The 25,359-nt window shown below is 63.0% G+C and carries 26 protein-coding genes, 1 pseudogene and 1 other annotated feature; of the genes and pseudogenes, 21 read left to right on the forward strand and 6 right to left on the reverse strand.

What is annotated here, in order from left to right; genetic code table 11:
- Positions 1-77 precede the first annotated feature (77 nt).
- A pseudogene (locus PCE31107_RS17255) lies at positions 78-1,120 on the reverse strand (IS3 family transposase); the annotation flags it as partial.
- Positions 723-839: a sequence feature (AL1L pseudoknot), on the reverse strand. It overlaps the preceding pseudogene by 117 nt.
- Between PCE31107_RS17255 and PCE31107_RS23705 the strand changes: the two are divergent.
- Positions 1,119-1,328: a hypothetical protein gene (locus PCE31107_RS23705; RefSeq protein ID WP_246181869.1), complete on the forward strand. Its 210-nt coding sequence runs from the start codon at positions 1,119-1,121 to the stop codon at positions 1,326-1,328. The pseudogene PCE31107_RS17255 and the gene PCE31107_RS23705 overlap by 2 nt on opposite strands.
- Positions 1,329-1,503: 175 nt before the next feature.
- A complete protein-coding gene (locus tag PCE31107_RS23710; protein ID WP_246181870.1) occupies positions 1,504-1,659 on the forward strand; it encodes an integrase core domain-containing protein in 156 nt (51 codons plus the stop codon).
- A 229-nt stretch (positions 1,660-1,888) separates the two neighbouring features.
- On the opposite strand, the gene PCE31107_RS17265 is transcribed toward PCE31107_RS23710, so the two are convergent.
- On the reverse strand, positions 1,889-4,066 hold the full coding sequence (locus tag PCE31107_RS17265; RefSeq protein WP_150610020.1) for a TonB-dependent receptor family protein: 2,178 nt from the start codon (positions 4,064-4,066) through the stop codon (positions 1,889-1,891).
- Positions 4,067-4,384: 318 nt separating this feature from the next.
- Here PCE31107_RS17265 and hpaH point away from each other — a divergent pair, with 318 nt between their 5' ends.
- The 7 genes from hpaH to PCE31107_RS17300 all read left to right on the forward strand — a co-directional run bounded on the left by hpaH (position 4,385) and on the right by PCE31107_RS17300 (position 11,496).
- A complete protein-coding gene (gene hpaH / locus PCE31107_RS17270; RefSeq protein WP_150610021.1) occupies positions 4,385-5,194 on the forward strand; it encodes a 2-oxo-hept-4-ene-1,7-dioate hydratase in 810 nt (269 codons plus the stop codon).
- Between the two features lie 47 nt (positions 5,195-5,241).
- Positions 5,242-6,027: a 4-hydroxy-2-oxoheptanedioate aldolase gene (gene hpaI, locus PCE31107_RS17275; protein ID WP_150610022.1), complete on the forward strand. Its 786-nt coding sequence runs from the start codon at positions 5,242-5,244 to the stop codon at positions 6,025-6,027.
- A gap of 53 nt (positions 6,028-6,080) precedes the next feature.
- A complete protein-coding gene (locus tag PCE31107_RS17280) occupies positions 6,081-7,556 on the forward strand; it encodes an aldehyde dehydrogenase family protein (RefSeq protein WP_150610024.1) in 1,476 nt (491 codons plus the stop codon).
- A 39-nt stretch (positions 7,557-7,595) separates the two neighbouring features.
- Positions 7,596-8,459, forward strand: a complete 864-nt coding sequence (locus PCE31107_RS17285) for a DODA-type extradiol aromatic ring-opening family dioxygenase (RefSeq protein ID WP_150610025.1) — start codon at positions 7,596-7,598, stop codon at positions 8,457-8,459.
- A 12-nt stretch (positions 8,460-8,471) separates the two neighbouring features.
- Complete coding sequence (locus PCE31107_RS17290; protein ID WP_150610026.1) at positions 8,472-9,422, forward strand: fumarylacetoacetate hydrolase family protein; 951 nt, start codon at positions 8,472-8,474, stop codon at positions 9,420-9,422.
- 4 nt (positions 9,423-9,426) lie between these two features.
- Positions 9,427-10,416, forward strand: coding sequence for a 2-dehydropantoate 2-reductase (locus tag PCE31107_RS17295; RefSeq protein ID WP_150610027.1), 990 nt, complete (start codon positions 9,427-9,429; stop codon positions 10,414-10,416).
- A 147-nt stretch (positions 10,417-10,563) separates the two neighbouring features.
- Positions 10,564-11,496: a LysR family transcriptional regulator gene (locus PCE31107_RS17300; RefSeq protein ID WP_150610029.1), complete on the forward strand. Its 933-nt coding sequence runs from the start codon at positions 10,564-10,566 to the stop codon at positions 11,494-11,496.
- 24 nt (positions 11,497-11,520) lie between these two features.
- Here PCE31107_RS17300 and PCE31107_RS17305 read toward each other — a convergent pair whose 3' ends face one another.
- Positions 11,521-12,030 carry a hypothetical protein gene (locus PCE31107_RS17305; RefSeq protein ID WP_150610030.1) on the reverse strand — a complete coding sequence of 170 codons (510 nt, stop codon included), beginning with the start codon at positions 12,028-12,030 and terminating at the stop codon, positions 11,521-11,523.
- A gap of 454 nt (positions 12,031-12,484) precedes the next feature.
- Here PCE31107_RS17305 and PCE31107_RS17310 point away from each other — a divergent pair, with 454 nt between their 5' ends.
- Positions 12,485-13,195 carry a dienelactone hydrolase family protein gene (locus PCE31107_RS17310; protein ID WP_150610031.1) on the forward strand — a complete coding sequence of 237 codons (711 nt, stop codon included), beginning with the start codon at positions 12,485-12,487 and terminating at the stop codon, positions 13,193-13,195.
- A 292-nt stretch (positions 13,196-13,487) separates the two neighbouring features.
- Here PCE31107_RS17310 and PCE31107_RS17315 read toward each other — a convergent pair whose 3' ends face one another.
- Positions 13,488-13,796, reverse strand: a complete 309-nt coding sequence (locus tag PCE31107_RS17315) for a DUF4148 domain-containing protein (RefSeq protein WP_150610032.1) — start codon at positions 13,794-13,796, stop codon at positions 13,488-13,490.
- Positions 13,797-13,947: 151 nt separating this feature from the next.
- Here PCE31107_RS17315 and PCE31107_RS17320 point away from each other — a divergent pair, with 151 nt between their 5' ends.
- The gene (locus PCE31107_RS17320) at positions 13,948-14,346 is read left to right on the forward strand and encodes a CopD family protein (RefSeq protein WP_150610033.1); all 399 of its coding nucleotides are present in this window, start codon (positions 13,948-13,950) and stop codon (positions 14,344-14,346) included.
- Between the two features lie 123 nt (positions 14,347-14,469).
- Positions 14,470-15,261, forward strand: coding sequence for an AraC family transcriptional regulator (locus tag PCE31107_RS17325; protein WP_240756092.1), 792 nt, complete (start codon positions 14,470-14,472; stop codon positions 15,259-15,261).
- Here PCE31107_RS17325 and PCE31107_RS17330 read toward each other — a convergent pair.
- Positions 15,209-15,931: an HAD family hydrolase gene (locus tag PCE31107_RS17330; protein WP_150610034.1), complete on the reverse strand. Its 723-nt coding sequence runs from the start codon at positions 15,929-15,931 to the stop codon at positions 15,209-15,211. The genes PCE31107_RS17325 and PCE31107_RS17330 overlap by 53 nt on opposite strands.
- 224 nt (positions 15,932-16,155) lie before the next feature.
- Positions 16,156-17,403: a hypothetical protein gene (locus tag PCE31107_RS17335; RefSeq protein ID WP_150610036.1), complete on the reverse strand. Its 1,248-nt coding sequence runs from the start codon at positions 17,401-17,403 to the stop codon at positions 16,156-16,158.
- A 413-nt stretch (positions 17,404-17,816) separates the two neighbouring features.
- On the opposite strand from PCE31107_RS17335, the gene rpsL reads away from it, so the two are divergent.
- The 9 genes from rpsL (at position 17,817) to rplB (ending at position 25,351) form a co-directional block, all read left to right on the forward strand.
- A complete protein-coding gene (rpsL, locus tag PCE31107_RS17340; RefSeq protein WP_017232358.1) occupies positions 17,817-18,191 on the forward strand; it encodes a 30S ribosomal protein S12 in 375 nt (124 codons plus the stop codon).
- Positions 18,192-18,317: 126 nt separating this feature from the next.
- Positions 18,318-18,788, forward strand: coding sequence for a 30S ribosomal protein S7 (gene rpsG / locus PCE31107_RS17345; RefSeq protein ID WP_017232357.1), 471 nt, complete (start codon positions 18,318-18,320; stop codon positions 18,786-18,788).
- A 117-nt stretch (positions 18,789-18,905) separates the two neighbouring features.
- Entirely contained in the window at positions 18,906-21,008 is a 2,103-nt protein-coding gene (gene fusA, locus PCE31107_RS17350) for an elongation factor G (RefSeq protein ID WP_130027429.1), read from the forward strand.
- A gap of 82 nt (positions 21,009-21,090) precedes the next feature.
- A complete protein-coding gene (gene tuf / locus PCE31107_RS17355; RefSeq protein WP_130027428.1) occupies positions 21,091-22,299 on the forward strand; it encodes an elongation factor Tu in 1,209 nt (402 codons plus the stop codon).
- Between the two features lie 114 nt (positions 22,300-22,413).
- A complete protein-coding gene (gene rpsJ, locus PCE31107_RS17360; protein WP_017235803.1) occupies positions 22,414-22,725 on the forward strand; it encodes a 30S ribosomal protein S10 in 312 nt (103 codons plus the stop codon).
- Positions 22,726-22,930: 205 nt separating this feature from the next.
- Entirely contained in the window at positions 22,931-23,587 is a 657-nt protein-coding gene (gene rplC / locus PCE31107_RS17365; protein ID WP_026132333.1) for a 50S ribosomal protein L3, read from the forward strand.
- Between the two features lie 2 nt (positions 23,588-23,589).
- The gene (gene rplD, locus PCE31107_RS17370) at positions 23,590-24,210 is read left to right on the forward strand and encodes a 50S ribosomal protein L4 (protein WP_017235801.1); all 621 of its coding nucleotides are present in this window, start codon (positions 23,590-23,592) and stop codon (positions 24,208-24,210) included.
- Positions 24,207-24,521: a 50S ribosomal protein L23 gene (gene rplW, locus PCE31107_RS17375; RefSeq protein ID WP_017235800.1), complete on the forward strand. Its 315-nt coding sequence runs from the start codon at positions 24,207-24,209 to the stop codon at positions 24,519-24,521. Before rplD ends, rplW begins: the two co-directional genes overlap by 4 nt.
- Before the next feature lie 2 nt (positions 24,522-24,523).
- Positions 24,524-25,351, forward strand: a complete 828-nt coding sequence (gene rplB, locus PCE31107_RS17380; protein WP_017235799.1) for a 50S ribosomal protein L2 — start codon at positions 24,524-24,526, stop codon at positions 25,349-25,351.
- The last annotated feature ends 8 nt before the right edge of the window (positions 25,352-25,359 follow it).

Here is a 25,359-nt window from a genome sequence, read left to right on the forward strand (position 1 = left end):
TTCATACCAACTCCTCATCTGAGCTGAGGAGCCATTATCCCTAGATTTGATTGGTACGAAATTTTCAGGACAGGTCACAGGCCGTTGATCGTTTCCGCCAGGGCGTTGTCATAACTGGCGCCGCGGCTGCCGACCGACGGCTCAATTCCAGCTTCGGCAAGTCGCTCGGTGTACCGAATGGAAGCATACTGCGCCCCCCTGTCGGAATGATGGATCAGCGTCCCGTCGTCGCCGGGTTGGCGGGCGTACAGCGCCTGTTCAAGCGCATCAAGTACGAAGTCGGTGCGCATGGTACGACTCACCCGCCAGCCAACGATGCGCCGCGCAAACACGTCGATGACGAACGCCACGTACAGCCAGCCTTGCCACGTCGAAACGTAGGTGAAATCGGAAACTCAGAGCTGATTTGGCCGGTCGGCCTTGAACTGCCGGTTGACCCGGTCCAGCGGGCACGGCGCGGATGTGTCGGGAACCGTTGTTCGGACCCGCTTTCCGCGAACCGCACCTTGCAATCCCAGTCGCTGCATCAATCTCTCGACCGTGCAACGGGCCACCCGGATGTGCTCCCGGTTCATCTGTTTCCAGACCTTATCCGCGCCGTAGACCCGCATGTTGGCGTGCCAGACACGCTGGATATCCGGGCACAGCACGTCATCACGCTTCGCTCGGGCGCAGCGCTTCGACGGATCGCGAAGCTGGGCAGCATGGCGCCAGTAAGCCGACGGGGCAATCCGCAAGACCTTGCAGATCGACTCGACCCCGAAGGTATCTCGATGCTGATCGATGAAGGATTTCAGGACTTGATACGGCGGTCGAGTTCCGCCTGGGCGAAAAACGCGCTGGCCAGCTTGAGAATCTCGTTGGTCTTGCGCAATTCCTTGTTCTCGCGCTCCAGCGCCTTCAAGCGCTCACGCTCGTTCGTGGTCAGGCCGGCACGTTCGCCGTTATCGATCTCGTCGCGCTTGACCCAATCGTTTAATGTTTGCGGCGTGCAGCCGATCATCGGCGCAATCGACTCGACCGTCGCCCACAGCGATGGATGCTCACTACGCTGCTCGCGCACCAGGCGCACTGCGCGCTCCCGGACTTCCGGTGAAAACTTGCTTGGCTTCTTGTTCATGGCCCCATTCTCTCAAGAGTTGGAGCCTCCTTCAAATCCGGGGCGATTCAAACCGATCAAGCCAATGATCGAGGAGTCAGCATCATTTGGTTATCGGACGGTCTTACCTGCTCGGGTCAACGAGAACACCGTGCAGCGGGTCTTTCAATTGAAAGCCTGGCAGGTCAAAAAACCCCAATCGGCTTCCGGCGCCGCATACAAGCGCTGATTGCTCGCTTCGGTACGTTGGGCCGAGTGCCAGCTCCACTCCGGTTACGTAGCGACTACGGGTTGGTCTTTACCAGTCGCAGTTACACCGCGCTGGCACGCAGTTACGGCCTGCGCCAGGAATTCGTCACCCCGATCGTCCACAGTAGAACGGCATAGTCGAGCGCGTCATCCGTATGCTCAAGAGGCAACGTGCACACCGCCATCGCTTCGAGACGCTGCAACACGCCAGCCGTGTGATCGGCGACTGGATTCAGTTCTACAACCATCGACGGCCGCATCAAGCGCTGAAGATGATGACCCTGGCCGAGGCTTTTGCTTTAGCCGCCTGACCTGAGCGGGTTCTGCTGGGTCATTACATCTTTCAAAACGCCGATGATCTGTGCTTCCGTGAACCGTGACTTCTTCATGACAAGGTTTCTCCCGCAGCCCTGTCGCTAACCTTACAGTGGGATATTTCTGTGGGGGAAGGTCCGGGTCATTACTCGATGTCGTTGCGGGATGGTCGCAGGCGCATCGATGGAAGCGGAGATTCTGGTTAATCGTCGCCACCACGCAGTTTCAGAAGCCGAAGTGGCCTTGCACGTAGACCATGCGCGGGGCGCCGACCATGCGACCGGCGTTGCCGTCGACGTTGCGCGTATAAAAGCGTTTGTCGAAGACGTTGTTCAGACCTACCGTGATGTCGGCGCTCCTGTAGCCGGGGATCTTGTACATCGCCTGCAGATTCCACAGGCGGAAGCCCGGGACTTTGCCATTGCTGCCGTCGGCCGATTCCGCATCGGTGTTCGCCAGATCCGAGTACTGCGCGCTCTGGTGTGTGGTTGAGACATTGAATGTCCACGCGCCGATGTCGTAACGTGCCCCGAGCGTGTCGGTGAAGCGCGAGTAGAACGGCACGTCGAGGCCGGCAGTCGCGCCCGATTTTTGAATCGCGCGCGTGTACGTGAAGTTCGCGTACACGTTCAAGCCGCGCAGCACGCTGTCGCGATCGAAGGTGTAATCGACGGCGGTTTCAATGCCGTCGTGGTTCGTCGCGCCAATGTTCTGGAAGACGGGCGGGGTCGAGCCGGGCACTTGCAGAATCTGGTTGTCGAACTTCATCTTGAACGCCGTGAGCTCTGCCTTCCAACGCGAGTCCGACCAGCGGGTGCCGATTTCATAGGTGCGGGCGAGCTCCGGCGTCAGCGGGTTCGCGGCCGACATCGAATTCAACTGCGTGTTCTGCACCGGTCCGAACGAGGTGCTGTAGTCCGCATAGACCGTCCACGCGCTGTTCACCAGGTACGACAGGTTCACCGATGGCAGCGGCTTGCTGTTGTCCGAGCGGAAGGTGTTGCCGGTCGACTTGTCGACGCGCTGCGAGTTGATGATCTCGTAACGCACGCCCGGCGTGAGTCGCCAGTTGCCCCAGGCGATGCGGTCGTCGAGGTAGAACGCGTTCGCGCTGGTGTAGTTGTAGAACGTCCGCGTGGCGGAGTTGCGACCGGTCGCAAGCGTGGTGGTCCAGTTGTTGTCGTCGCCACGCTCGTGCACGTAGCGATAGCCAACGGTCACGTCGTGCGCGGTCGGGCCGACGAACAGGCGCTGTGTGAAGCGTGGCTCGACACCGAACGTCTCGTAGTTGCGAGGCTGGTGCGTGGTCTGCGTGCCCGCTGCGTTGATCAGCGTGCTCTGACGATAGCTCTCGTTGTAGAACGTGCGGATCTCGAATTCCTGCGTCTCGGAGATCGTGTTCAGATAGCCGACGTCGAGGCCGGTGCGGTTGCCGCTCCAGTAGTCGTTCGGTCGCGTGTTCTGGAACGGATCGGCGTTGAATTGCGCAACGCTCAGGCCGCCGGGCGTCTTCGACTTCACGTCGTAATACGAGACCTTGCCGTACACCTGCTGGCTCGACGAGATGTCGTACCGCCATTTCAACGCGAGGTCGTTCACGCGCTCGTCGCTGCCCTTGCGCCAGTCGCGTCCGACCATGCCGGAATACAGCAGCGCGAGTCCCAGGCCGTTGTCCATTTGCGTGCCGAGGAACGCACCGTATTGGGTGTTGGCGCCACCACCGATCGTGTACACGTTCTCACGCACGGTGGCGTCGGCCGTAAGGCCCGGCGTGCTGGGGATCGCGCGCGTCTTGAAGTTGATCACGCCACCGACGTTCTGCGGCCCGTAGCGCACGGCACCGCCGCTGCGCACGACGTCGATGCTCTCGATGTTGAACAGGCTGACCGGCGCAAAGGACAACTGCGGCTGACCGTAAGGTGCGACGGCCATCGGAATGCCGTCGAGCAACACGGTCGAGCGCGGCGAGTAACGGCCGGTGAGGCCGCGCACGCCGATGTTCAGCGAGATGGCGCTGCCCGCGGTACCCGAGTTGTCGCTCGCCTGCACACCGGGGATGCGGCGCATGACATCACCAATGCTCGTCGCACCCGATGCCTCGATCTGCGCCTTCTTCACGACCGTACGCGCCCCGGGGAAGGTCTTCGCGCTGCTGTCGAGACCGGTCCCGAGCCAGTCGCCGGAAACGTTGACTGCGTCGAGTTCGACTTCGGCCCTGGATTCTGCTGCCGTCGCACCTGTGGCCTGCTGCGCATACGCGGTGCCGAGCGTTGTCACGAGCAGCGCGGCGGCGCTGGCGATGGCGTGCGGCAGACGAGGACGGGGGGGGAGGTGGGCGGCGCAGGGGCGGACGCGGGGGGTGTCGGCGGCCACATGTGCGCGGCGACGCAGAGACATCTTCATCTTGGCTGACCTTCTTGACGGCGAGAGTGTGGCGAACCCGAGCGTTGACCGGAACGGCAGCCGACAGCATTCGGTTCGGTTTGCGTAATGCCTTGTAATAAATCGTTGCGGATTATAAATGCAAATCACTCTCATTTCGTAATTAAGTTGGCGATGCCTGACTGGCGGAAGGTATCCGGCGGCGCTCGATTATCCAGTTTTGCTTATTAATAACCCTGAATCGATTGATTGTTCCTGGCGCCGGGGGCCGCAAGAATAGGCGTTATCGACCAATAAGATCGCGTTGCCCGTAGCGGGTGGCGCCATGGAGACCCCCCGATGCCGACGCTCGACGCCGCGACCTGCCAGGCGCTTGCCCGCGAACTGCACGACGCCGAACGCCGTCGCACGCCGGTCATGCAGTTCTCCCGCCGGTATCCCGAGATGACGACGGCCGACAGCTACGCGATCGCACAGGCGTGGCTGGCGTTGAAGTTCGCCGAAGGGCGTCGCGTGATCGGTCACAAGATCGGGCTGACGTCGCGCGCCATGCAAGTCGCCGCCCAGATCACGGAACCCGATCACGGCACGTTGCTCGACGACATGCTTGTGACCGATGGCGCGACACTCGATGCCTCGCGGTTCATCGTGCCGCGTCTCGAAGTGGAGTTGGCATTCGTTCTGGCCAAGCCGCTCAAGGGCCCTGGGGTTACCTTGTTCGACGTGCTCGACGCCACCGCGTGGGTGACGCCGGCGCTCGAATTGATCGATGGCCGCATCGAGCTGTTCGACCGCGACACGAAGGCGCCGCGCAAGGTCGTCGACACGATCGCCGACAACGCGGCGAATGCGGCCGTGATACTCGGTGGACGTCCCGTGAAGCCGGACGCGGTCGATCTGCGCTGGACGGGCGCGCTGCTCTACCGCAACGGCGTGATCGAAGAGTCGGGCCTGAGTGCGGCGGTGCTCAACCATCCCGGCAACGGCATTGCGTGGCTGGCCAACACGCTGGGCGCTTTCGACGAAGGCTTGCAAGCGGGCGAGATCGTGCTCGCCGGGTCGTTTACGCGACCCGTGGCTTGCGCGGCGGGCGACGTGTTTCATGCCGACTACGGCCCGCTCGGTGCAATCGGTGTGCGCTTCGTCTGACGGCGCCTAACGACCCCAATTGTCCGCACCTCACTGGAGAGGTTGTCATGAAAACTCCCCCGAATGCCTTCAAGCAGGCGTTGGCCCGCGGCGAGCGCCAGATCGGTCTATGGTTGGGACTCGCTACGCCGTACGCCGCCGAGTTGTGCGCAGACAGCGGTTTCGACTGGCTGGTGATCGACGGTGAGCACGCGCCCAACGATCTGCGCACGATGCTCGCAACGTTGCAGGCGGTGGCGCCATACCCGACACATCCCGTGGTGCGCTTGCCGCACGGCGACGCCACGCTCATCAAACAGGTGCTGGAAATCGGGGCGACGACGCTTCTGGTGCCGATGGTCGAGTCCGCTGACATGGCGCGCGCGCTCGTCAGCGCAACGCGCTATCCGCCGCAAGGCACGCGCGGCGTCGGCAGTGGGTTGGCGCGGTCATCGCGATGGAACCGCTACGACGACTATCTGCACGCGGCAAACGCGACGTCCTGTCTGCTCGTGCAGGTGGAGACGGCCGATGCGCTTGCGCAAGTCGACGACATTGCCGCCGTCGATGGCGTCGACGGTGTGTTCATCGGCCCGGCGGATCTTGCGGCGTCGATGGGGCATCTTGGGCACGCGACGCACCATGACGTGCGCCAGGCCATCGGAGACGGCATCGCACGCATTCGTCGGGCGGGCAAGGCGGCAGGGATTCTGTGCGCCGACGAGACGCTCGCCCGTCACTACCTCGACGTTGGCGTGACGTTCATGGCCGTGGGCGTCGATACCACACTGCTCGCGAACGCGAGCCGTTCGCTTGCGGCGAGATTCGCCATCGATGACGACGAAAAGCGCTGATCGGTGCGCCAGCCGCCGGGCGCGTCACCCCGACCTTTCCCACGAGATATGGCATGACTGCTATCCGATTTGACGTCGCCGGCGTGGCCGTTTCGCCGGATCACTATATCGACGGCCGGCGCGTGGCGTCGGACGACATGTTCGTGTGCGTCTCGCCCATCGACCAGACGCGTCTGGGTGAGATCGCCAGCGGTAACGCGACGCACGTCGATCTCGCGGTGGCGTCCGGCGCCATGGCATTTCCCGCGTGGGCAGCGCTCGGTGCGACAGGGCGCCTGCCCTATCTCCAGCGCTTTGCCGAAGCGATTGGGCGCCGGGCCGATGCGTTCGCCACGTTGGAGAGCATCGACGCCGGGGTGCTGCGCTCACGCATGGCGCAGGGGGTGGTGCCGCGCGCCATGCAGAACATCACGTGGTTCGCCGAGCATGCGATGACGTTGCAGGACCGTGTGATCGAGACGCCGCAGGCGCGTCATCTCGTGCGTCACGATCCTGCGGGTGTCGTGGCGGTCATCACGCCGTGGAACTCGCCGCTGATGCTCGCGACATGGAAGGTCGGCCCGGCATTGGCGTGCGGGAATACGGTAGTGCTCAAGGCGCCGGAGTGGGCGCCGCTTACGTCCTCGCTACTCGCGGACTGCGCGCACGAGGCGGGGCTGCCACCGGGCGTGTTGCAAGTGTTGCATGGCCCGGGGGCCGTGACGGGGGCGGCGCTCGTGAGCGACGCGCGGCTTGCGCGCATCTCGTTCACCGGCTCGGTCGCCACCGCCAAGTGGATCGCCACGGCGGCGGCAGCCAATCTCGTGCCGTGCAGTCTGGAGCTGGGCGGCAAGTCGGCCTTCATCGTGCTGGCGGACGCCGATCTCGACGCTGCTGCCGCCACCGCCGCGCTGATGTATCGCAACGCCGGGCAGGTGTGCCTGGCGGGCACGCGTCTGCTCGTGCATGCGGATGTGGCGCCGGCGTTTACCGACAAGCTACGCGTGCTGGTCGAGCGCCTCGTCGTGGGGGACCCGCGCGATGGGCAGACCGAGATCGGTCCGATCATCCACCTGCGGCAGCTCGAACGCGTGCAGGGCTTCGTCGATCGGGCCGTGACAACGGGCGCGCGCGTGCTGTGGGGCGGCACACGGCATACGTTCGGCGGGCAGTACTTCGCGCCGACGCTGCTCACCGATCTGCGTCAGCACGATGAGATCGTGCAACAGGAGGTCTTCGGCCCGGTGCTCACGCTGCAAACGTTCGCAAGCGATGACGAGGCCGTCGACATGGCTAACGGCACCGACTATGGGCTGGGCGGCGTTTGTTATGGCGACGAGGCGCACGCCATTGCGGTCGCGCAGCGCGTTCGCACGGGCTTTCTCTGGATCAACAGCTTCGGCATTCGTGATCTGGCGGCGCCGTTCGGCGGCACCAAGCGCTCCGGCATTGGCCGCGAAGGCGGCGACTGGAGCTTCGATTTCTTTTGCGACGTGAAGGATGTCGTCGTGCCGAAACAGCCGTTCAAGGCCAGCTTCAGCCATCGCTGATGCGCCCGCGGCATCACAACGAGAGAAGAGGAGAGCCCCATGGGACAGATCGTCGGCGCGGCGCTGGTCTCGCATCACCCAGGACTGATGCAGTGTGAGGAGTTCCGCGTCCTGCAGGGCGCGGGCACCGATTCGGACTTGATCGCCGGTTATGCGCGGGTGCGTGAGCGCGTCGTGGCGGCGCGTCCGGACGTCATCGTGATTTTCGACTCGCATTGGTTCACCACCGGTTATCACCTGATCGACGGCGGGGCGCATTATTCGGGCATGTACATCTCCGACGAGATGCCCTGGTATCTGCATGGCGTGCCTTACGATTATCGTGGGCATACCGAGCTGGCGCTGAGCGTCGAAGCCGTGGCGCGCGAGCGCGGCGTGCGCGCCCGCGCGGTGTCGCATCCCGACTTGCCGCGCCATTACCCGACGATCAACGTCATCAAACAGATGCGGCTCGACGCGTGGCCGGTCGTGACCGTGAGTTCGTGTCAGAACTGCGAGACGAAGCATTTCCTGCAATCGGGTGACGCGATCGGCGAGGCGATTCGCCGCAGTCCTCTGCGCGTGGTGATGCTGGCATCGGGTTCGTTGAGTCACCGGTTCAACGGCATCGACTGGCAGCCCCGGCATCCGCGCATCTTCCACGAGAGCAATGTGTCGCGCCCCGAGAACATCGAGAGCGACAAGCGTGCCATCGAGGCTTTTCGGGAGGGGCGTCACGACCGGATTCTGGCGAACTGGGACGAGGACTACCGCAAGCGCCCGTGGGAGGCGCACGGCGCGCATTACCTGCAGATGATCGGGGCGCTGGGCGGTGCGGCGAGCCGTCACCCGGGCACGGTGCTGTCCGAATACGAGAACGCACGCGGCACCGGCAACGTGCATGTCTGGTTCGATACGATTTGACAGGACGCGACCATGGACTTCGAATTTCCGCTGCGAGAATTGCCTGCCGTGATGCGCGGCCCGCGCGTCGAGCGTCGTCGCGTATCGCTGGGCGGCAGTGCGTTCTGGGGCACGATCGTCGAGGACGGTCGCGAGCGCGGGTTGTTGCGGCTCGACGATGGACGTACGGTGGACCCGCAGGCGGTGGCGCATCTGCCGCCGGTGGATCCGTCAAAGATCATCGCCGTGCATATCTCGTATCGCTCGCGTAGCATGGAGACGCGCAACCGGCCCAAGCCGACCGACACGCCGACGTACTTCACGAAGCCACCGACCTCGTTGAATGGGCACAACGGCCAGATCCTCAAGCCGGCGGATTGTCGGTATCTGAACTACGAGGGCGAGTACGCGGTGGTGATCGGGCGTACGTGCCGCAATGTGCTTCCCGATGAAGCGTGGGATTACATCGAGGGGTTCTGCCCGGCGCTGGACATGGGTTTGCAGGACTTTCGCGACACCGATCAAGGGTCGATGTTGCGCGTGAAGGGGGCCGATACCCTGTTGCCGATCGGCCCGGGCATCGTGCGCGGCGTGAACCTGTTCGAGCAGACGTTGCGCACCTATCGCAACGGACGCGTCGTGCAGGAAGCGCACATCGGTGACGAGACGATCTGGGGCCCGCACTACGTGATCGCAGACATTGCGCGACATATCACGCTGCTGCCGGGCGACGTGATCCTGATGGGCACACCCTGTCATTCCCGCTCGGTGGACGCGGGGGATCGGGTGGCGTGCGAGATCACTGGACTCGGTCGCCTTGTGGGGCAGGTCGTGGGGATCGATGCACCACGCGCGGCGGCGCTCGGTGTGGGGCACCCGCCGGGCGACAGTCCTGAAGTGCGCCGTGTGGCGCTGGGGTTTGACGAACGTGTGCCGGAGCGATTCAAGGAAAACTATCGACTCGCGGCGCAACCACAGGAGTGAAGGGATGAAGGTGACGATCATTGGCGCGGGCGCCATCGGCGGCTTGCTCGGGGCGCGACTGGCGGCGGCGGGGGAGGCGCGCGTGAGCGCGTTGGCGCGCGGTGCGACGCTGGCGGCGTTGCGCGAGCATGGCTGGCGCGTGAAGCAGGGCGAGACGGTGACGACTGCGCCCGTGGACGCGGCGCATCCCCTAGAAGACGCCAGCAAGCTCGGCGTGCAGGACCTGATCGTTATCGCGGTGAAGGGGCCCGCGCTTGCGCAGGTCGCGAGCGCCGTGGCGCCCCTGCTCGGCCCGCAAACGCTGGTGTTGCCCGCGATGAACGGCGTGCCGTGGTGGTTCTGCAAGGGGGTGGCGCCCTTTGGCGACGATCCGCTGACGAGCGTCGATCCGGATGGGGCGATTGGTGCGGCGATTCCGCTGGCCAACGTGATCGGGTGCGTGGTGCATGCGAGTGCGGCGACAGCGGCGCCGGGGGTGGTCGATCACAAGATGGGGCGTGGGCTCATCGTCGGCGAGCCGGGCGGCGGGGCGAGCGAGCGCGTGCAGCGGCTCGCGGGTTTGCTGACGCGAGCGGGTTTCGAAGTCAAGGCGTCGGAGCACGTGCGTCTCGACATCTGGTACAAGCTGTGGGGCAACCTGACGATGAACCCGGTGTCGGCGATCACGGGCGCGACGATCGACCGGTTGCTGGACGACCCGCTCGTGCGCGCGTTCTGCTCGGCCGCGATGGGGGAGGCGGCGGCGATTGGGGCCAGGATCGGCTGCGCGATCGATCAGTCGCCCGATGACCGGCATGCCGTGACGGCGAAGCTGGGGGCATTCAAGACGTCGATGCTGCAGGACGTGGAGGCGCACCGTCCCATCGAACTCGACGCGCTGGTGAGCGTGGTGCGCGAGATCGGTCAGCGCGTGTCGGTTCCTGCGCCCAACATCGACGCATTGCTCGGCCTGACGCGCCTGTTCGGGCGGGTACATGGCCTGTACCCGCAGTGACGGATTCCTTGGCGCGGACAGTGGCGTTCGGCAGGGCGGTCCTCGCTTCAATGGGAAGTGCGCAAGCCGATGGTGAGCACCACGCGTCTACGGGACAATCCATCGATGCCGGTTTATTCGTAGGCGAGACTTGACCATCGACACGACATGCCCCTGACCCGCATCACGCTCCGCCAGTTCGAGGCGCTGGTGGCCATTGCCGAATTGCACAGCTTCGCCGAGGCGGGCAATCGCCTGGGGCTCACCTCGTCGGCCGTGAGCCAACTCGTTGCCGAACTCGAATCGGTCGTGGGATTTCGGCTTTTCGACCGCACGACCCGACGAGTGGCGCTCTCCAGCGCTGGGCGCGATTTTCTCGCCTCGGCGGAGTCGGTGATTCGGCATGTGCAGGCGGCCGAGAAAACGGCTGACGACGTGCGCAACCGTGCTGCCGGCATCGTGCGCGTGGGCGCGCCGCTGGTGCTCGCGAGCATGGCGCTGCCCGCCGCGATTCGCGCTTATGCCGACCTGCGGCCCAAGGTCGTCGTGCGCGTGGTCGATACGCCGGTCGATGCGCTCGTCGATCGTGTGGCCAACGGCGACCTCGATCTGGCGATCGGTCCCAATCGCGCGACAGGTGCGCATGTTGCCGGGGCGCCAGCGTTCGACAGCCCGTGGGTGTTGTGGTGTGCGCCGGGTCACGCGCTTGCGCGACGCCGGCGCGTGCGCTGGACGGATCTGCGCGATACGCCGCTCGTTGCGGCGGGACGCGATCACGAACGCAGCGTCGCGCAGATGCGCTTGTCTGCGCCGCCCGATGCGCGCATTACACCTATCGACGTGGTCGATAACGTGACGACCGCGCTCGGCGTCGCGTCGCAAGGGCTGGCCGCCACCCTGACACCCGGCTACGTGGCAGCGCTCGCGCCGCCGTTCGGCCTGGTGATGCGCCGCGTGGTCTCGCCCGAGACGATTCGTCAGGTCTGTGTGTACCGACCGCTCTCGCGTGCAGCGTCGCCGGCGGCTGAGGGATTCGCGCAGTTCTTGCTGACGTGGCTGCCGCAATGGAACGCGAAAATCATGGCGGCGTCGCGGGATTGACGCGTTCGTTATCGCGTGGCTCCATCAGCGGCGCTTGGCGTCAAGTGACGGTGACGGTGACGGCGGCGGCGGCAATGCGGCGAGATCCTCGCGCAATTGCGCGCGCAATGTCGCGATGGCTGCCGTGGTGTCGGCCGGCTTCAACGCCTCGCGCGCGATGGCGTCGCGCAGATGACGGCGCAGCATCGGGTCGCGCGTTTGCGTGAGCGTCTCGCGATAGAACGGCAAGACATCTTCGGGATGACCGCCAATACGGTACCAGTGCGCAATTTCGTCGATGGTGCGAATGGCTGCGAAGGCAGGCGCGGGCCCACCCTGCGGACCCGGTCCGCCGACGGGCCGACCCATGCGCGGCGGTGGGGGCGGCATGTCGATGGCGTCGTGCATGTCGTGCTTGTTGTCGGCGTCGTCCGCCGGCGGCGCGCTCTGCGCTCGCGCAGTGCTCGACAACGTGTCGGCCGTGGCAATGCCGGTGGCTGTTAATGCCAGCGACATTGCAATGGTGCTGATGGCATGGCGTGTTGCTATCTTCATGATATGGATTCCGTATTAAATTCGCGCGCGGCAATATCGAACGCCTGTGGCAAGCGTAACGCGCATCCGTCGACCGGCCCGGGGGCGGTAACGACATGTAAGGGGCGTCACAGGGGATCGCGAGAGGGCTAAGGGACGAAACGCCGAAGGGACGAAGCGACGTTGCCTGCTCAGCGTGATCGGAAGGTTTGGGTTCGATCGTCGAAACGGCGCACCTCACCGCATGCGCGATACAAGGAGAGTGAGCCGAGAGATGCGAAAGTGGGCACGCGTCTTGCCCCCTGCAGGGCCTTGTGCGGTGGGCTTGGCCGAGCGCTGTGCGCAAGCGCGAAAGTGCCTATACTGATTCGGCCTGACTGCGCGCGGTCGCGCATGCGTGTCGCGCCCGATCCCTGCAGTGGCTCGGTGGTTGTCGCGCGCGGGCATTTCCCCTTTTTTTGATGGAGCAACTTCCGTGTCGAACAGTCAATGGATCCGTGTCGAAACCGTGGACGGCACCTTCGATGCCTATCTGGCATTGCCGCCGTCGGGGCCGATCGCAAAGGCACCGGGGATCGTGCTGGTGCAGGAAATCTTCGGCGTGAACGAACACATTCGCGGCGTTGCCGATCAATACGCGATGGACGGCTATGTGGTGCTCGCGCCGGATATCTTCTGGCGTGCCGCCCCGCGCGTCGAACTTGGCTACTCGGGCGACGACTGGGCGCGCGCGATGGAACTGCGCCAATCGATCGACATCGAGAAGGCCGTGACCGATATCGAAGCGACGGCCAAGGCGCTGCGCAGCAAGCTTGACGCCCATGCAAAGATTGCCGCCGTCGGCTATTGCTTCGGCGGACTGCTGTCGTACCTGAGCGCCGCACGCGGGCTGGTCGACGCCGCCGTGCCGTACTACGGTGGCGGCATTCACAACTATCTGGGCGAAGCCGCCGGGCTGAACGTGCCGGTGCAGTTCCACTACGGGGCGCTCGATAGCCATATCACGCCGGATATCGTGGCGTCGGTGAGCGAAGCGGTGAAGTCGCGTCCGAACACGGAAGTGTTCGTGTATCCCAACGCCGACCACGGTTTCAACTGCTGGGCGCGCGCGTCTTACCATCAGCCGTCGGCGGCGCTCGCCCACGGTCGCGCGCTCGAGTTTCTCGCGAAGTCGCTGTCGAAGTAAGCGTTGTCCGTCGTCTCATCAACGAGCAGAAGCCCGCTTAGGCGGGCTTCGTCGTTTCCTGTCACGGGATCGCGGGCTTCCTGAAGGCTGTCAGGTCCGCTAAAAAAGCCCGTCGCCGGAGCGACGGGCAAAGTCCTGTGCGTTGAACCACTACGCACAGCGACAGGAGTCTTGGGTCGGGGGGGCGACCGGAGATCACAGTGAGCGCCAGCAAGTGCCGACGCGTCGTTATGCGCAGAACGCGCGCCGCGCCGCGGCCCCTTTGGAGAGGCCCGCGGCGCGGCGAGTTACATTAGGAGCCGAAATAAGTCGAGCCGGCGCTTTGCTGGCCACCGACCGAACCCATCGTGATCGAGGCGCTGGCCGCCGTCGGTTGCGCGCTGGGCGCAGCCTTCGGGTACACGGCATCGTGTTGAACGACCAGGCCGGCTTGTTGCGCCTGGACCAGTTCCTGGCGGACTTGGGCACGACTCAGGACGCTGGTTTGCGGCACCCACGAGAATTCCGAGGGGCCGTCGAACGCGTCGCTGGCGAAAGCCGAGCCGGCCGAGAGGGCCAGCATTGCGGAAACCAGGGCAGAGGTAATGAGGGTGCGTTGCATGATGTTTTCTCCTGTCTTTTGAAAGAGGCGATGTGTTATTCATCGTCGACAGTTGAAGTGTATTGCTGCGCGATTTGGCGATAAAGATGAGTTATGTCAATCAACTGTTGCTGAATTTGAAATTATCAATCGAAGCCCTGAGGAGACCGCAATGCTCTATCTATGGATCAAGGCCATCCATCTGATTGCAGTGATCACGTTTATTGCTGGCCTGGTGGCGATGGCGTTGGGCGGGCGTCTGACGCAGCCCGAGTGGCGGCGCATCGCGCGGCGGGCGGATTACGGACTGGCGTCGCCCGCGTTGATCGTGGTGTGGATCACCGGCCCCGCGATGGCCATCATGGGGAACTGGTGGAGCGCGCCGTGGCTGATGGCCAAGCTGGTTTTGGTGGTGATCGTCTCGGGATTGCACGGACGCCTGTCCGCCACGCTCAGGCGACTAGAGCGCGATGGCGTGACGACGTCCCCGGCGCTCTTTCGGCGAGCGCTCCCCATTACGCTGGTCTCGATGGCCGCGATCGTCTTGCTCGTGATCGTCAAGCCGTTTTGAGCCGTGTTGGCTTTGCGCCGACGCGGCAAGGGATTCGGTTTGGTGGGCGGCGCTACCCGGTGTTACGCTGGCGGGATCGCCTAAAACGACCCAAAAATTACGCCTTTGAAAGGCCTGGTGCCGATGCCGATCACAAATGGGGTACCCCCGGGATTTCAGGGCCAAGACCGCCCCGTGGGCGCGTTGGCGAAGGATTACCCGGATGGCTTCGTCGTGCGCCCGCACAGCCACGGGCGCGCGCAACTGATGTACGCGAGTGCCGGCATTCTCGAAGTGCGCACCGAGACGTCGCTCTGGGTCATACCGCCGCAACGCGCGCTGTGGATGCCGGGGGAAGTCACGCATGAAGTGCGCATGCGGGGCCGAGTCGAAATGCGTACGATCTACGTCGACGTGGCGCGATGCGGGATGTCGGCGCCCAGCGCGCCGGTGGTCATCGGCGTATCCGCGCTGTTGCGCGAGTTGATCCTGCGCGCGATGGCGCTTCCTGCCGATTGGTCGCCCGACGGCAAGGACGCCCTCGTCATGGCACTGTTGCTCGAGGAAGTGGAATGGAAGAGCGAGTCGCCGCTGCACTTGCAGGTGCCGCGCGACGCCCGTCTGCGCAAGATCTTCGATATCTACCTGAACACGCCTTCGGATCCCCGCAGCCTGCAGGATTGGGCGCTGGATGTCGGCGCATCGAGCCGCACGTTGGAGCGGCGCTTTACGACAGAGTTCGGCTTGCCGTTTCGGGAATGGCGTCAGCACATGCGCCTGCTGGGTGCGCTGCCAATGTTGGGGGCTGGGCGGCCCATCACGCAGGTGGCGCTCGAAGTCGGTTATGACACCCCGAGCGCGTTTTCCACCATGTTCCGCCGCTTCATGGGCGTGACGCCAAGCGAATACCTGACGCGCGTCCGCGGCCCGGCGTGAGCCAGTGCATGGCATCCCACATATCGTCGTAGACGGGCACCCCTTCGGCGCATAGCGGCGAGCGCGAGCGGCGTGAGCCGATCCCAACGAAATCGATGCCGAGACGGCGCGCCACTTTCAGGTCCCACATCCCGTCGCCGATCGAGACGACCGCACGCGGATGCGTAATGCCGTAGCCGGCTTGTGCCCGCTTGATCGCCTGCGCGACGAGTTGTTCGCGTGAACTGTACTCGGAGGAGGTGATGAGCATCGCGTCGGTGTATTCGATGGCGACGGAACGCAGCTTCCGATGGCTGACCTGCCGGATGCCCCCCGTGGCGAACACGACCCCCCAGCGCGAGCGGTGTGCCGCGTCGACGAAGGCGCGAGCACCGGGGATTTCGGCCAGACCGTGCGCGTTGAGCAGCGCGGTGAAGCGCTCGTCGATCTCGTGCTCGAAGCGCGCCAGATCGTGCGGCTGCGGCAGCGCGCGTCCGTGCTCCGCGTGGGCGTGAATCAGAATGCCGGTGTCGGTGTGATGCGGGTAGCTGCCCCAGTCGGTGTTCAGGTCTTCGAATTCCAGCGACGTCATGGCGCCGAGCAGCGCGCGCTGATGAATTCGCTCCGAATCGGTCAGAGTGCCGTCGACATCGAGCACCAGAATGCTGTCTTTTTCGAAACTCGCCTGCATGGCTGATAGTGGGCTCGTGTCAGGGCAGGAGGACTCACCGCCTAAACCTCCGAGTGTACGAATTCGCGCCTCCGTGAAAAACGCGCGAGATGACACCACCTACGCCGGACACGACAGGCGAGGCTGCGAGATTTGATAGGGCGCGCAAATCTCCCCTCGATCGCGGCCTGGGCCGCGACCCCGCCCGTCATCCCTGGCGTGCGCCGGGCCAAGCGTTGTCCTGCTCAGCCGAAGCGAGGGCGTCCCAGCAAACGGTATTGCTTGTCCAGACGCTCAAGCATCGCGACGGCTTCCGCGATTTCGGCGACCGAAGGTTGTCGATCGCGCGGTGAACGGGCGAGGATCGGGGGCGCGCCAGTCTGTGGTGGCGTCTCGGCCTGCACCAATGCTTGGGCCTGGGGCGGCGTGCGTGCGGCGGTGGATGTTCGTGGCGGGGTGGCCGGGGGGCATGCTGGCTGTATGACGTGGCGATGCGATTCCGGTGCGAGACACTCGCGCGTTTCGCCGCGGGCGAAGTCGCGATAGCGTTGATGACCGTCATGAAGCCACTCCGCGAGTGTTCGTACGATGTCGTCGCCCGGCGCTACCGTGCGCATCTGCAAACGAGTGGCCTGCAAGTAGTCCGGAACGTCGCCGAAGAAGGCCGGCAGGTGCTCATCGGCGTGGGTGCGCGGATCCTGGCGAATCCGCTCAACGGTATTTGGCGTGGCGAGCGAGACGAGAAACGTGTGGACAACACCCCCGATCGGGAGACGGATGTAGGCGCCGAGCATGGTGTCGCGCACATCCGGGGCGCGGGTGACGTGACGAATGGACGGGGCGGTGAAGGGCGTCCTGACATGGTGGCGTCGGGCTTCGTGCTCGCTGGCCAGCACGCGCACGAACGTGACCCGCGGCATCTCCAGGTAGACGTCGGCGCGACGCAGCAGGTGATGCATGCTCGGCGATATCTCTCGAAGGCGCTGGGTGATCCGCCGCTCGATCTCCGAGACGGAGAATTTCCCCTGCGACTCCGCAGCGTAGGTCTCGGAAAATGCGTGCTCAAGACCGCGGGCATCGCGTCCGTCGCGCGCTAGCGCCGCGCGGACCGGCGCAGGGAGCGACGCTTCGCAGCCCGCCAGCATCAGACGACTCGCACTGACGTCGACGTTCGCGCCCGGTGTGAGGTCGAGCAGACAATTCTCACTGTCGTTGCGGCTGCCGACCACGCAAACTGGCCGCACGTCCGTCAGTCGCTCGGCGAAGACCCGTGCGCGGGTCGCGGGGGGCTGCGACCAGTCGAACGACGTGTCGTTGGCGACAGCGTCCGGACGGCGAGGTGTGACGCGTTGGGCGCTGGCTGAGACCGGCGCCGACGTGATCTGCCTGAGATCGGTTGTCATGCTGTGCGTGTGCGCGGCAAGGGGCGGATACGGCATTGCGTTCGACATTGCCAGCGCGGTCGTGAGCCATTCTCCAATCGCAAAATACATTGCGGTCACTCCAAGTTAATGTCACAGGACGCTTCCCGTGGTGGCCCGGAGTATTCCTGTTGCAACGAATTCGGTTGTCGCGTCGGGACGCCGACGTTTGCGCTTTGGCACGTGCGAGGATATTCCCCCGGCCCATGCCGACGCGTGGCGACCCAAGGCGGCGCTCGGCAACGCGTTAACAATCAACGACTTACGGGGCGAATTTGCGTACAAGTGCATTGACACTTGCCCTGGCCAGAGGTATAGTCGCAGGCTCCGGTTTTTCCGGCGGTATTCGCGTGTCCAATGCAAAATGCTTATGCATCAAGCGTTTAGGTGCGGGTAATCCGCAAGAATTGCCGGGTGAATGCGCAGTAAATCTGCATGACGGCCCGCCTTGGTTTTCATGCTTTTGACACATTTAGGAAATCACAATGCCAACGATTAACCAATTGGTCCGCAAGCCGCGCACCTCTGCTCAAATCAAGAGCAAGAGCCCGGCCCTGCAGGACTGCCCGCAGCGTCGCGGCGTGTGCACCCGTGTGTACACGACGACGCCGAAGAAGCCGAACTCCGCACTGCGTAAGGTTGCCAAGGTGCGCCTGACCAACGGTTTCGAAGTCATTTCGTACATCGGCGGTGAAGGCCACAACCTGCAGGAACACTCGGTCGTGCTGATTCGCGGCGGTCGTGTGAAGGACTTGCCGGGTGTGCGTTACCACATGGTGCGCGGTAGCCTCGACACGCAAGGCGTCAAGGACCGTAAGCAGTCCCGTTCGAAGTACGGCGCGAAGCGTCCGAAGGCCTAAGCGGCTCAGCGGACATACGTTCGGTGATGGTGGTACATCGTCACTGAGTAAGTGGTCACTCGGCCAGGAAGTGGCTAGTAGGTGACTCGGAGCGAAGCTCCAACTGAATTTATTAAGGAAGAAATCATGCCGCGTCGTCGCGAAGTCCCCAAGCGCGAAGTGTTGCCCGATCCGAAGTTCGGCAACGTTGATGTCGCTAAATTCATGAACGTGCTCATGCTTGCCGGCAAGAAGTCGGTCGCAGAGCGCATCGTTTATGGTGCTTTCGAGCAGATCCAAACCAAGGCGGGCAAGGATCCGCTGGAAATCTTCAACACCGCGCTCGGTAACGTGAAGCCGGTGGTTGAAGTCAAGAGCCGCCGCGTTGGCGGTGCAAACTATCAGGTTCCGGTCGAAGTGCGTCCGTCGCGTCGTATGGCATTGGCGATGCGTTGGTTGCGTGAGGCCGCGAAAAAGCGTAGCGAGAAGTCGATGGCCCTGCGCCTGGCAGGTGAGCTGATCGAGGCCTCGGAAGGCCGTGGCGGCGCCATGAAGAAGCGTGACGAAGTTCACCGCATGGCCGAAGCCAACAAGGCATTCTCGCACTTCCGCTTCTGACGCTGGCAAGCAGTACCTAGAGCAGAAACCGGGGCGGGTGCGCATGAGAAATTGCGCCTCGCCCGTTTGTGTTAGTAGCCCCCTCAAAAATGGCGGCTACATTGAAAGAGGCTTAAAGTGGCTCGTACAACCCCTATCGAGCGCTACCGCAACATCGGTATTAGCGCTCACATCGACGCAGGCAAGACCACGACGACCGAGCGCATTTTGTTCTACACCGGTGTGAACCACAAAATCGGTGAAGTGCACGATGGCGCCGCGACGATGGACTGGATGGAGCAGGAACAAGAGCGTGGCATCACGATTACGTCGGCTGCCACGACCTGCTTCTGGTCCGGCATGGCGAACAATTACCAGAAGCACCGCATCAACATCATCGACACCCCGGGTCACGTCGACTTCACGATTGAAGTCGAGCGCTCGATGCGTGTTCTCGATGGCGCGTGCATGGTCTACTGTGCCGTGGGTGGCGTGCAGCCCCAGTCGGAAACCGTTTGGCGTCAGGCCAACAAGTACGGCGTGCCGCGTCTGGCGTTCGTCAACAAGATGGACCGTACCGGCGCGAACTTCTTCAAGGTCTACGACCAGTTGAAGACTCGCCTGAAGGCCAACCCGGTGCCGGTGGTGGTGCCGATCGGCGCGGAAGAAAGCTTCACGGGCGTGGTCGACCTCATCAAGATGAAGGCGATCATTTGGGACGAAGCGTCGCAAGGCATGAAGTTCGACTACGTCGAAATTCCGGCCGAGCTGCTGGCGGAAGCCCAGAAGTGGCGCGAAGGCATGGTCGAGGCCGCTGCCGAGTCGAGCGAAGAGATGATGAACAAGTACCTGGAAGAGGGTGACCTCTCCGAGGCTGACATCATCGAAGGCCTTCGTCTGCGTACCATCGCCTGCGAAATCCAGCCGATGCTGTGCGGCACCGCGTTCAAGAACAAGGGTGTGCAGCGTATGCTGGACGCCGTGATCGACTTCCTGCCGTCGCCGGTCGACATTCCGCCGGTCAAGGGTACGGACGAGAAGGAGCAGCCGATCGAGCGTCGCGCTGCGGACGACGAGAAGTTCTCGTCGCTGGCCTTCAAGATCATGACGGACCCGTTCGTCGGCCAGCTGATCTTCTTCCGCGTCTATTCGGGCGTGGTGAACAAGGGCGACACACTGCTGAACTCGGTCAAGGGCAAGAAGGAACGCCTGGGCCGTATCGTGCAGATGCACGCGAACCAGCGCGAAGAAATCGACGAAGTGCGCGCAGGCGACATCGCCGCAGCCGTCGGTTTGAAGGATGCGACCACGGGTGACACGCTGTGCGACCCGACCGCCCCGATCGTGCTCGAGCGCATGGTGTTCCCGGAGCCGGTGATTTCGCAGGCTGTCGAGCCGAAGACCAAGGTCGACCAGGAAAAGATGGGCCTCGCCCTGAACCGCCTGGCGCAGGAAGACCCGTCGTTCCGCGTGCAGACCGATGAAGAATCGGGTCAGACCATCATTTCGGGCATGGGCGAGCTCCACCTCGAAATTCTGGTTGATCGCATGAAGCGCGAGTTCGGCGTGGAAGCCAACATCGGTGCGCCGCAGGTTGCCTACCGCGAAACCATTCGCAAGTCGGCCGCGGACGTCGAAGGCAAGTTCGTCAAGCAGTCGGGCGGTCGCGGCCAGTTCGGTCACGCTGTCATCACGCTGGAGCCGAACGAGCAAGGCAAGGGCTACGAATTCTTCGACGAGATCAAGGGCGGTGTCATTCCTCGCGAATACATCCCGGCGGTCGACAAGGGGATTCAGGACACGCTCAAGAGCGGCGTTCTGGCCGGCTTCCCGGTGGTGGACGTCAAGGTTCGCCTGACGTTCGGTTCGTACCACGATGTGGACTCGAACGAAAACGCGTTCCGCATGGCCGGTTCGATGGCTTTCAAGGAAGCCATGCGCCGCGCCAGCCCGGTCATTCTCGAGCCGATGATGGCCGTGGAAGTGGAAACGCCGGAAGACTACATGGGTAACGTGATGGGCGACTTGTCGTCGCGTCGCGGCATTATCCAGGGCATGGACGACATGGTCGGCGGCGGCAAGATCGTGCGCGCCGAAGTTCCGCTGTCGGAAATGTTCGGTTATTCGACGTCGCTGCGTTCGGCCACGCAAGGCCGCGCCACGTACACGATGGAGTTCAAGCACTACGCTGAAGCTCCGAAGAACGTGAGCGAAGCCATCATCAGCAACAAGAACAAGTAATTGAATTGTCGGGTGTCTGCACCACGAGGTGCAGCGCCCGGCGCACTGTTTAATCGTCTATTCAGTATCTGAGGATTCGGAAATGGCAAAGGAAAAGTTTCAGCGGACCAAGCCGCACGTCAACGTTGGCACCATCGGTCACGTCGACCACGGCAAGACGACCCTGACGGCCGCTATTGCAACGGTTCTGTCGTCGAAGTTCGGCGGCGAAGCCAAGAACTACGCTGACATCGACGCGGCACCGGAAGAAAAGGCACGCGGTATTACCATCAACACCGCGCACATCGAGTACGAAACGGCGAACCGCCACTACGCACACGTTGACTGCCCGGGCCACGCCGACTACGTCAAGAACATGATTACCGGTGCTGCCCAGATGGACGGCGCCATTCTGGTTTGCTCGGCTGCCGACGGCCCGATGCCGCAAACGCGCGAGCACATCCTGCTGGCCCGTCAGGTTGGCGTGCCGTACATCATCGTGTTCCTGAACAAGTGCGACATGGTCGACGACGCCGAGCTGCTCGAGCTGGTCGAAATGGAAGTTCGCGAACTCCTGTCGAAGTACGACTTCCCGGGCGACGATGTGCCGATCATTCACGGTTCGGCCAAGCTGGCGCTGGAAGGCGACAAGGGTCCCCTGGGCGAAGAAGCCATCATGAAGTTGGCTGAAGCCCTTGACACGTACATCCCGACGCCTGAACGCGCCGTGGACGGCACGTTCCTGATGCCGGTGGAAGACGTGTTCTCGATCTCGGGTCGCGGCACTGTGGTGACCGGTCGTATCGAGCGCGGCATCATCAAGGTCGGCGAAGAAATCGAAATCGTCGGTATCGCCATGGACGGCGACAAGCCGAAGATCGACAAGACGACCTGCACGGGCGTGGAAATGTTCCGCAAGCTGCTCGACCAAGGTCAGGCAGGCGACAACGTCGGTATCCTGCTGCGCGGCACGAAGCGTGAAGACGTCCAGCGTGGTCAGGTTCTGGCCAAGCCGGGTTCGATCAAGCCGCACCGCAAGTTCTCGGGCGAGGTCTACATCCTGTCGAAGGACGAAGGTGGTCGTCACACCCCGTTCTTCAACAACTATCGTCCGCAGTTCTACTTCCGTACGACGGACGTGACGGGCTCGATCTCCCTGCCGGAAGGCAAGGAAATGGTCATGCCGGGCGATAACGTGTCGATCAAGGTTGACCTGATCCAGCCGATCGCCATGGAAGAAGGTCTGCGTTTTGCAATCCGCGAAGGTGGCCGTACGGTCGGCGCCGGCGTGGTTGCGAAGATCGAAGACTAATGACGGATTGACGGATGACGGGGGCGTTGACGCTCCCGTCACCGAAGCTGTGCTTGCTCTTTGTGATTTACCCGGCACCCGAACGAGGGCTGCCATGCTCTTTGGAGAATTGACATGCCGAACCAAAAAATCCGCATCCGCCTGAAGGCTTTCGATTACCGCCTGATCGACCAGTCGGCCGCCGAAATCGTTGAAACCGCCAAGCGCACCGGCGCGATCGTCAAGGGCCCGGTGCCCCTGCCGACGCGCATCGAGCGTTTCGACATTCTGCGTTCGCCGCACGTCAACAAGACCTCGCGCGACCAGCTCGAAATCCGCACGCACCAGCGCCTGATGGACATCGTCGATCCGACGGACAAGACCGTTGACGCACTGATGAAGCTGGACCTGCCGGCTGGCGTGGACGTCGAGATCAAGCTGCAGTAAGGCTTGCAAGCGCGTTTGCGCTGGAAAGCCCCGCCAATACTGACTCGGCGGGGCTTTTATTATGCGATTTACCAACACTTGTCAAGCGATAAAGGCTCGTCTATAATGTCGGGCTCAAGTGTAGTTTTTAAAAGATGGCCCACATCCGTGGACCATCCTTTTATCATTTAGCCCCGGCCAATCGCAGTCGGGAATGGAGAAAATCATGAGCCTTGGCCTTGTCGGTCGCAAGGTTGGCATGACGCGTATTTTCACGGACGACGGTGATTCGATTCCCGTCACCGTGCTCGACGTGTCTAACAACCGTGTGACGCAAATCAAGACGGATGAAACGGACGGCTACACTGCCGTTCAAGTCACTTTCGGTAACCGTCGCGCCACGCGCGTGACCAAAGCCGCCGCCGGCCACTACGCGAAAGCGGGTGTCGAAGCCGGTGAAATCCTCAAGGAATTCCGCGTCGAAGCTGCCAAAGCTGCTGAACTGCAGCCGGGCGCAGCCGTTGGCGTCGATCTCTTCCAAGTGGGCCAGAAGGTCGACGTGCAAGGCGTGTCGATCGGTAAGGGCTACGCCGGTACCATCAAGCGCTACAACTTCGCTTCGGGCCGCGCTTCGCACGGTAACTCGCGTTCGCACAACGTGCCGGGTTCGATCGGTATGGCGCAGGATCCGGGCCGTGTGTTCCCGGGTAAGCGCATGACGGGTCATCTGGGCGACGTCACCACGACGGTGCAGAATCTCGAAATCGCGCGCATTGACGCTGAACGTGGCCTGATCTTCGTGAAGGGTGCCGTTCCGGGCGCCAACGAAGGCAAGGTTTTCGTGACCACGGCAGTCAAGGCCAAACTCGCGAAGGGAGCGTAACAATGGAACTGAAGCTCCTGAATGAGCAAGGTCAGGAAGGCGCTGCGGTCAACGCGTCGGACGTCGTGTTCGGCCGTGACTACAACGAAGCGCTGATCCATCAGGTTGTGGTGGCTTACCAAGCCAACGCCCGCAGCGGCAATCGTGCGCAGAAAGACCGTGAACAGGTCAAGCACACGACCAAGAAGCCGTGGCGTCAGAAGGGTACGGGCCGCGCTCGTGCCGGTATGTCGTCGAGCCCGTTGTGGCGCGGCGGTGGCCGTATCTTCCCGAATTCGCCGGAAGAGAACTTCACCCACAAGGTCAACAAGAAGATGTACCGCGCCGGTGTGTGCTCGATTCTGTCGCAGCTCGCCCGTGAAGGTCGTCTGTCGGTGGTCGAGGACATCAAGCTGGATGCGCCGAAGACCAAACTGCTCGCTGAAAAGATCAAGGCCATGGGTCTTGAGTCGGTGCTGCTGATCACGGATAGCGTGGACGAGAACCTGTTCCTGGCCTCGCGCAATCTGGCTCACGTTGCCGTCACCGAGCCGCGTTTCGCCGACCCGCTGTCGCTCATCTACTTCAAGACGGTGCTGGTGACGAAGGGCGCGATCGCCAAGATTGAGGAGATGCTGTCATGAGCGACGTGCGTAAAAATGACCATCGTCTGTACCAGGTCCTGCTCTCGCCGGTGATCTCCGAAAAGGCGACGCTGGTGGCTGACAAGAACGAACAAGTGGTGTTCCAAGTTGCACGCGACGCGAACAAGCAAGAAGTGAAGGCTGCGGTTGAGCTTCTCTTCAAGGTGGAAGTCGAGTCGGTGCAGATTCTGAACCGCAAGGGCAAGCAAAAGCGCTTTGGCCGCTTCATGGGTCGTCGCGACCATGAAAAGAAGGCCTACGTGAGCCTGAAGCCGGGTCAGGAAATCAATTTTGAAGCGGAGGCCAAGTAATCATGGCACTCGTCAAAACGAAACCGACGTCGCCGGGCCGCCGTTCGCTGGTCAAGGTCGTCAACAAGGATCTGCACAAGGGCAAGCCGTTCGCCCCGCTGCTCGATACCAAGAGCAAGACCGCTGGCCGTAACAACAACGGTCACATCACCACCCGTCATATGGGTGGCGGTCACAAGCAACACTACCGTATCGTCGATTTCCGTCGCAACAAGGACGGCATCACGGCGAAGGTTGAGCGTCTGGAATACGATCCGAACCGCAGCGCGAACATTGCTCTGCTGTGCTACGCCGACGGCGAGCGTCGTTACATCCTTGCACCGAAGGGCATGACCGTCGGCCAGCAAGTGGTGAGCGGCTCGGAAGCCCCGATCAAATCGGGTAACACCCTGCCGATCCGTAACATCCCGGTCGGTACGACGATTCACGGCATCGAACTTCTGCCGGGCAAGGGTGCGCAAATCGCCCGTGCCGCCGGCACGTCGGCCATGCTGCTGGCTCGCGAAGGCACGTACGCTCAAGTGCGTCTGCGTTCGGGTGAAGTGCGTCGCGTGCACATCGAGTGCCGCGCGACCATCGGTGAAGTCGGTAACGAAGAGCATAGCCTGCGCCAATTGGGCAAGGCCGGTGCAAAGCGTTGGCGTGGTATTCGCCCGACCGTTCGCGGTGTGGCGATGAACCCGGTGGATCACCCGCACGGTGGTGGTGAAGGTCGTACGGCGGCTGGTCGTCATCCGGTCAGCCCGTGGGGTCAGCATACCAAGGGTAAGCGTACCCGCTCGACCAAGCGCACCGACAGCATGATCGTTCAGCGTCGCAAGAAGCGTTAATTGGAGCT

The organism is Pandoraea cepalis (genome assembly GCF_902459625.1).
Taxonomy (GTDB): domain Bacteria; phylum Pseudomonadota; class Gammaproteobacteria; order Burkholderiales; family Burkholderiaceae; genus Pandoraea; species Pandoraea cepalis.

Coding starts and splice junctions, on each gene's coding strand:
- PCE31107_RS23705 (WP_246181869.1), top strand. CDS start 1,119: ATGGCCCCATTCTCTCAAGAGTTGGAGCCTCCTTCAAATCCGGGGCGA.
- PCE31107_RS23710 (WP_246181870.1), top strand. CDS start 1,504: ATGCTCAAGAGGCAACGTGCACACCGCCATCGCTTCGAGACGCTGCAA.
- PCE31107_RS17265 (WP_150610020.1), bottom strand. CDS start 4,066: ATGAAGATGTCTCTGCGTCGCCGCGCACATGTGGCCGCCGACACCCCC.
- hpaH (WP_150610021.1), top strand. CDS start 4,385: ATGCCGACGCTCGACGCCGCGACCTGCCAGGCGCTTGCCCGCGAACTG.
- hpaI (WP_150610022.1), top strand. CDS start 5,242: ATGAAAACTCCCCCGAATGCCTTCAAGCAGGCGTTGGCCCGCGGCGAG.
- PCE31107_RS17280 (WP_150610024.1), top strand. CDS start 6,081: ATGACTGCTATCCGATTTGACGTCGCCGGCGTGGCCGTTTCGCCGGAT.
- PCE31107_RS17285 (WP_150610025.1), top strand. CDS start 7,596: ATGGGACAGATCGTCGGCGCGGCGCTGGTCTCGCATCACCCAGGACTG.
- PCE31107_RS17290 (WP_150610026.1), top strand. CDS start 8,472: ATGGACTTCGAATTTCCGCTGCGAGAATTGCCTGCCGTGATGCGCGGC.
- PCE31107_RS17295 (WP_150610027.1), top strand. CDS start 9,427: ATGAAGGTGACGATCATTGGCGCGGGCGCCATCGGCGGCTTGCTCGGG.
- PCE31107_RS17300 (WP_150610029.1), top strand. CDS start 10,564: ATGCCCCTGACCCGCATCACGCTCCGCCAGTTCGAGGCGCTGGTGGCC.
- PCE31107_RS17305 (WP_150610030.1), bottom strand. CDS start 12,030: ATGAAGATAGCAACACGCCATGCCATCAGCACCATTGCAATGTCGCTG.
- PCE31107_RS17315 (WP_150610032.1), bottom strand. CDS start 13,796: ATGCAACGCACCCTCATTACCTCTGCCCTGGTTTCCGCAATGCTGGCC.
- PCE31107_RS17320 (WP_150610033.1), top strand. CDS start 13,948: ATGCTCTATCTATGGATCAAGGCCATCCATCTGATTGCAGTGATCACG.
- PCE31107_RS17325 (WP_240756092.1), top strand. CDS start 14,470: ATGCCGATCACAAATGGGGTACCCCCGGGATTTCAGGGCCAAGACCGC.
- PCE31107_RS17330 (WP_150610034.1), bottom strand. CDS start 15,931: ATGCAGGCGAGTTTCGAAAAAGACAGCATTCTGGTGCTCGATGTCGAC.
- PCE31107_RS17335 (WP_150610036.1), bottom strand. CDS start 17,403: ATGTATTTTGCGATTGGAGAATGGCTCACGACCGCGCTGGCAATGTCG.
- rpsL (WP_017232358.1), top strand. CDS start 17,817: ATGCCAACGATTAACCAATTGGTCCGCAAGCCGCGCACCTCTGCTCAA.
- rpsG (WP_017232357.1), top strand. CDS start 18,318: ATGCCGCGTCGTCGCGAAGTCCCCAAGCGCGAAGTGTTGCCCGATCCG.
- tuf (WP_130027428.1), top strand. CDS start 21,091: ATGGCAAAGGAAAAGTTTCAGCGGACCAAGCCGCACGTCAACGTTGGC.
- rpsJ (WP_017235803.1), top strand. CDS start 22,414: ATGCCGAACCAAAAAATCCGCATCCGCCTGAAGGCTTTCGATTACCGC.
- rplC (WP_026132333.1), top strand. CDS start 22,931: ATGAGCCTTGGCCTTGTCGGTCGCAAGGTTGGCATGACGCGTATTTTC.
- rplD (WP_017235801.1), top strand. CDS start 23,590: ATGGAACTGAAGCTCCTGAATGAGCAAGGTCAGGAAGGCGCTGCGGTC.
- rplW (WP_017235800.1), top strand. CDS start 24,207: ATGAGCGACGTGCGTAAAAATGACCATCGTCTGTACCAGGTCCTGCTC.
- rplB (WP_017235799.1), top strand. CDS start 24,524: ATGGCACTCGTCAAAACGAAACCGACGTCGCCGGGCCGCCGTTCGCTG.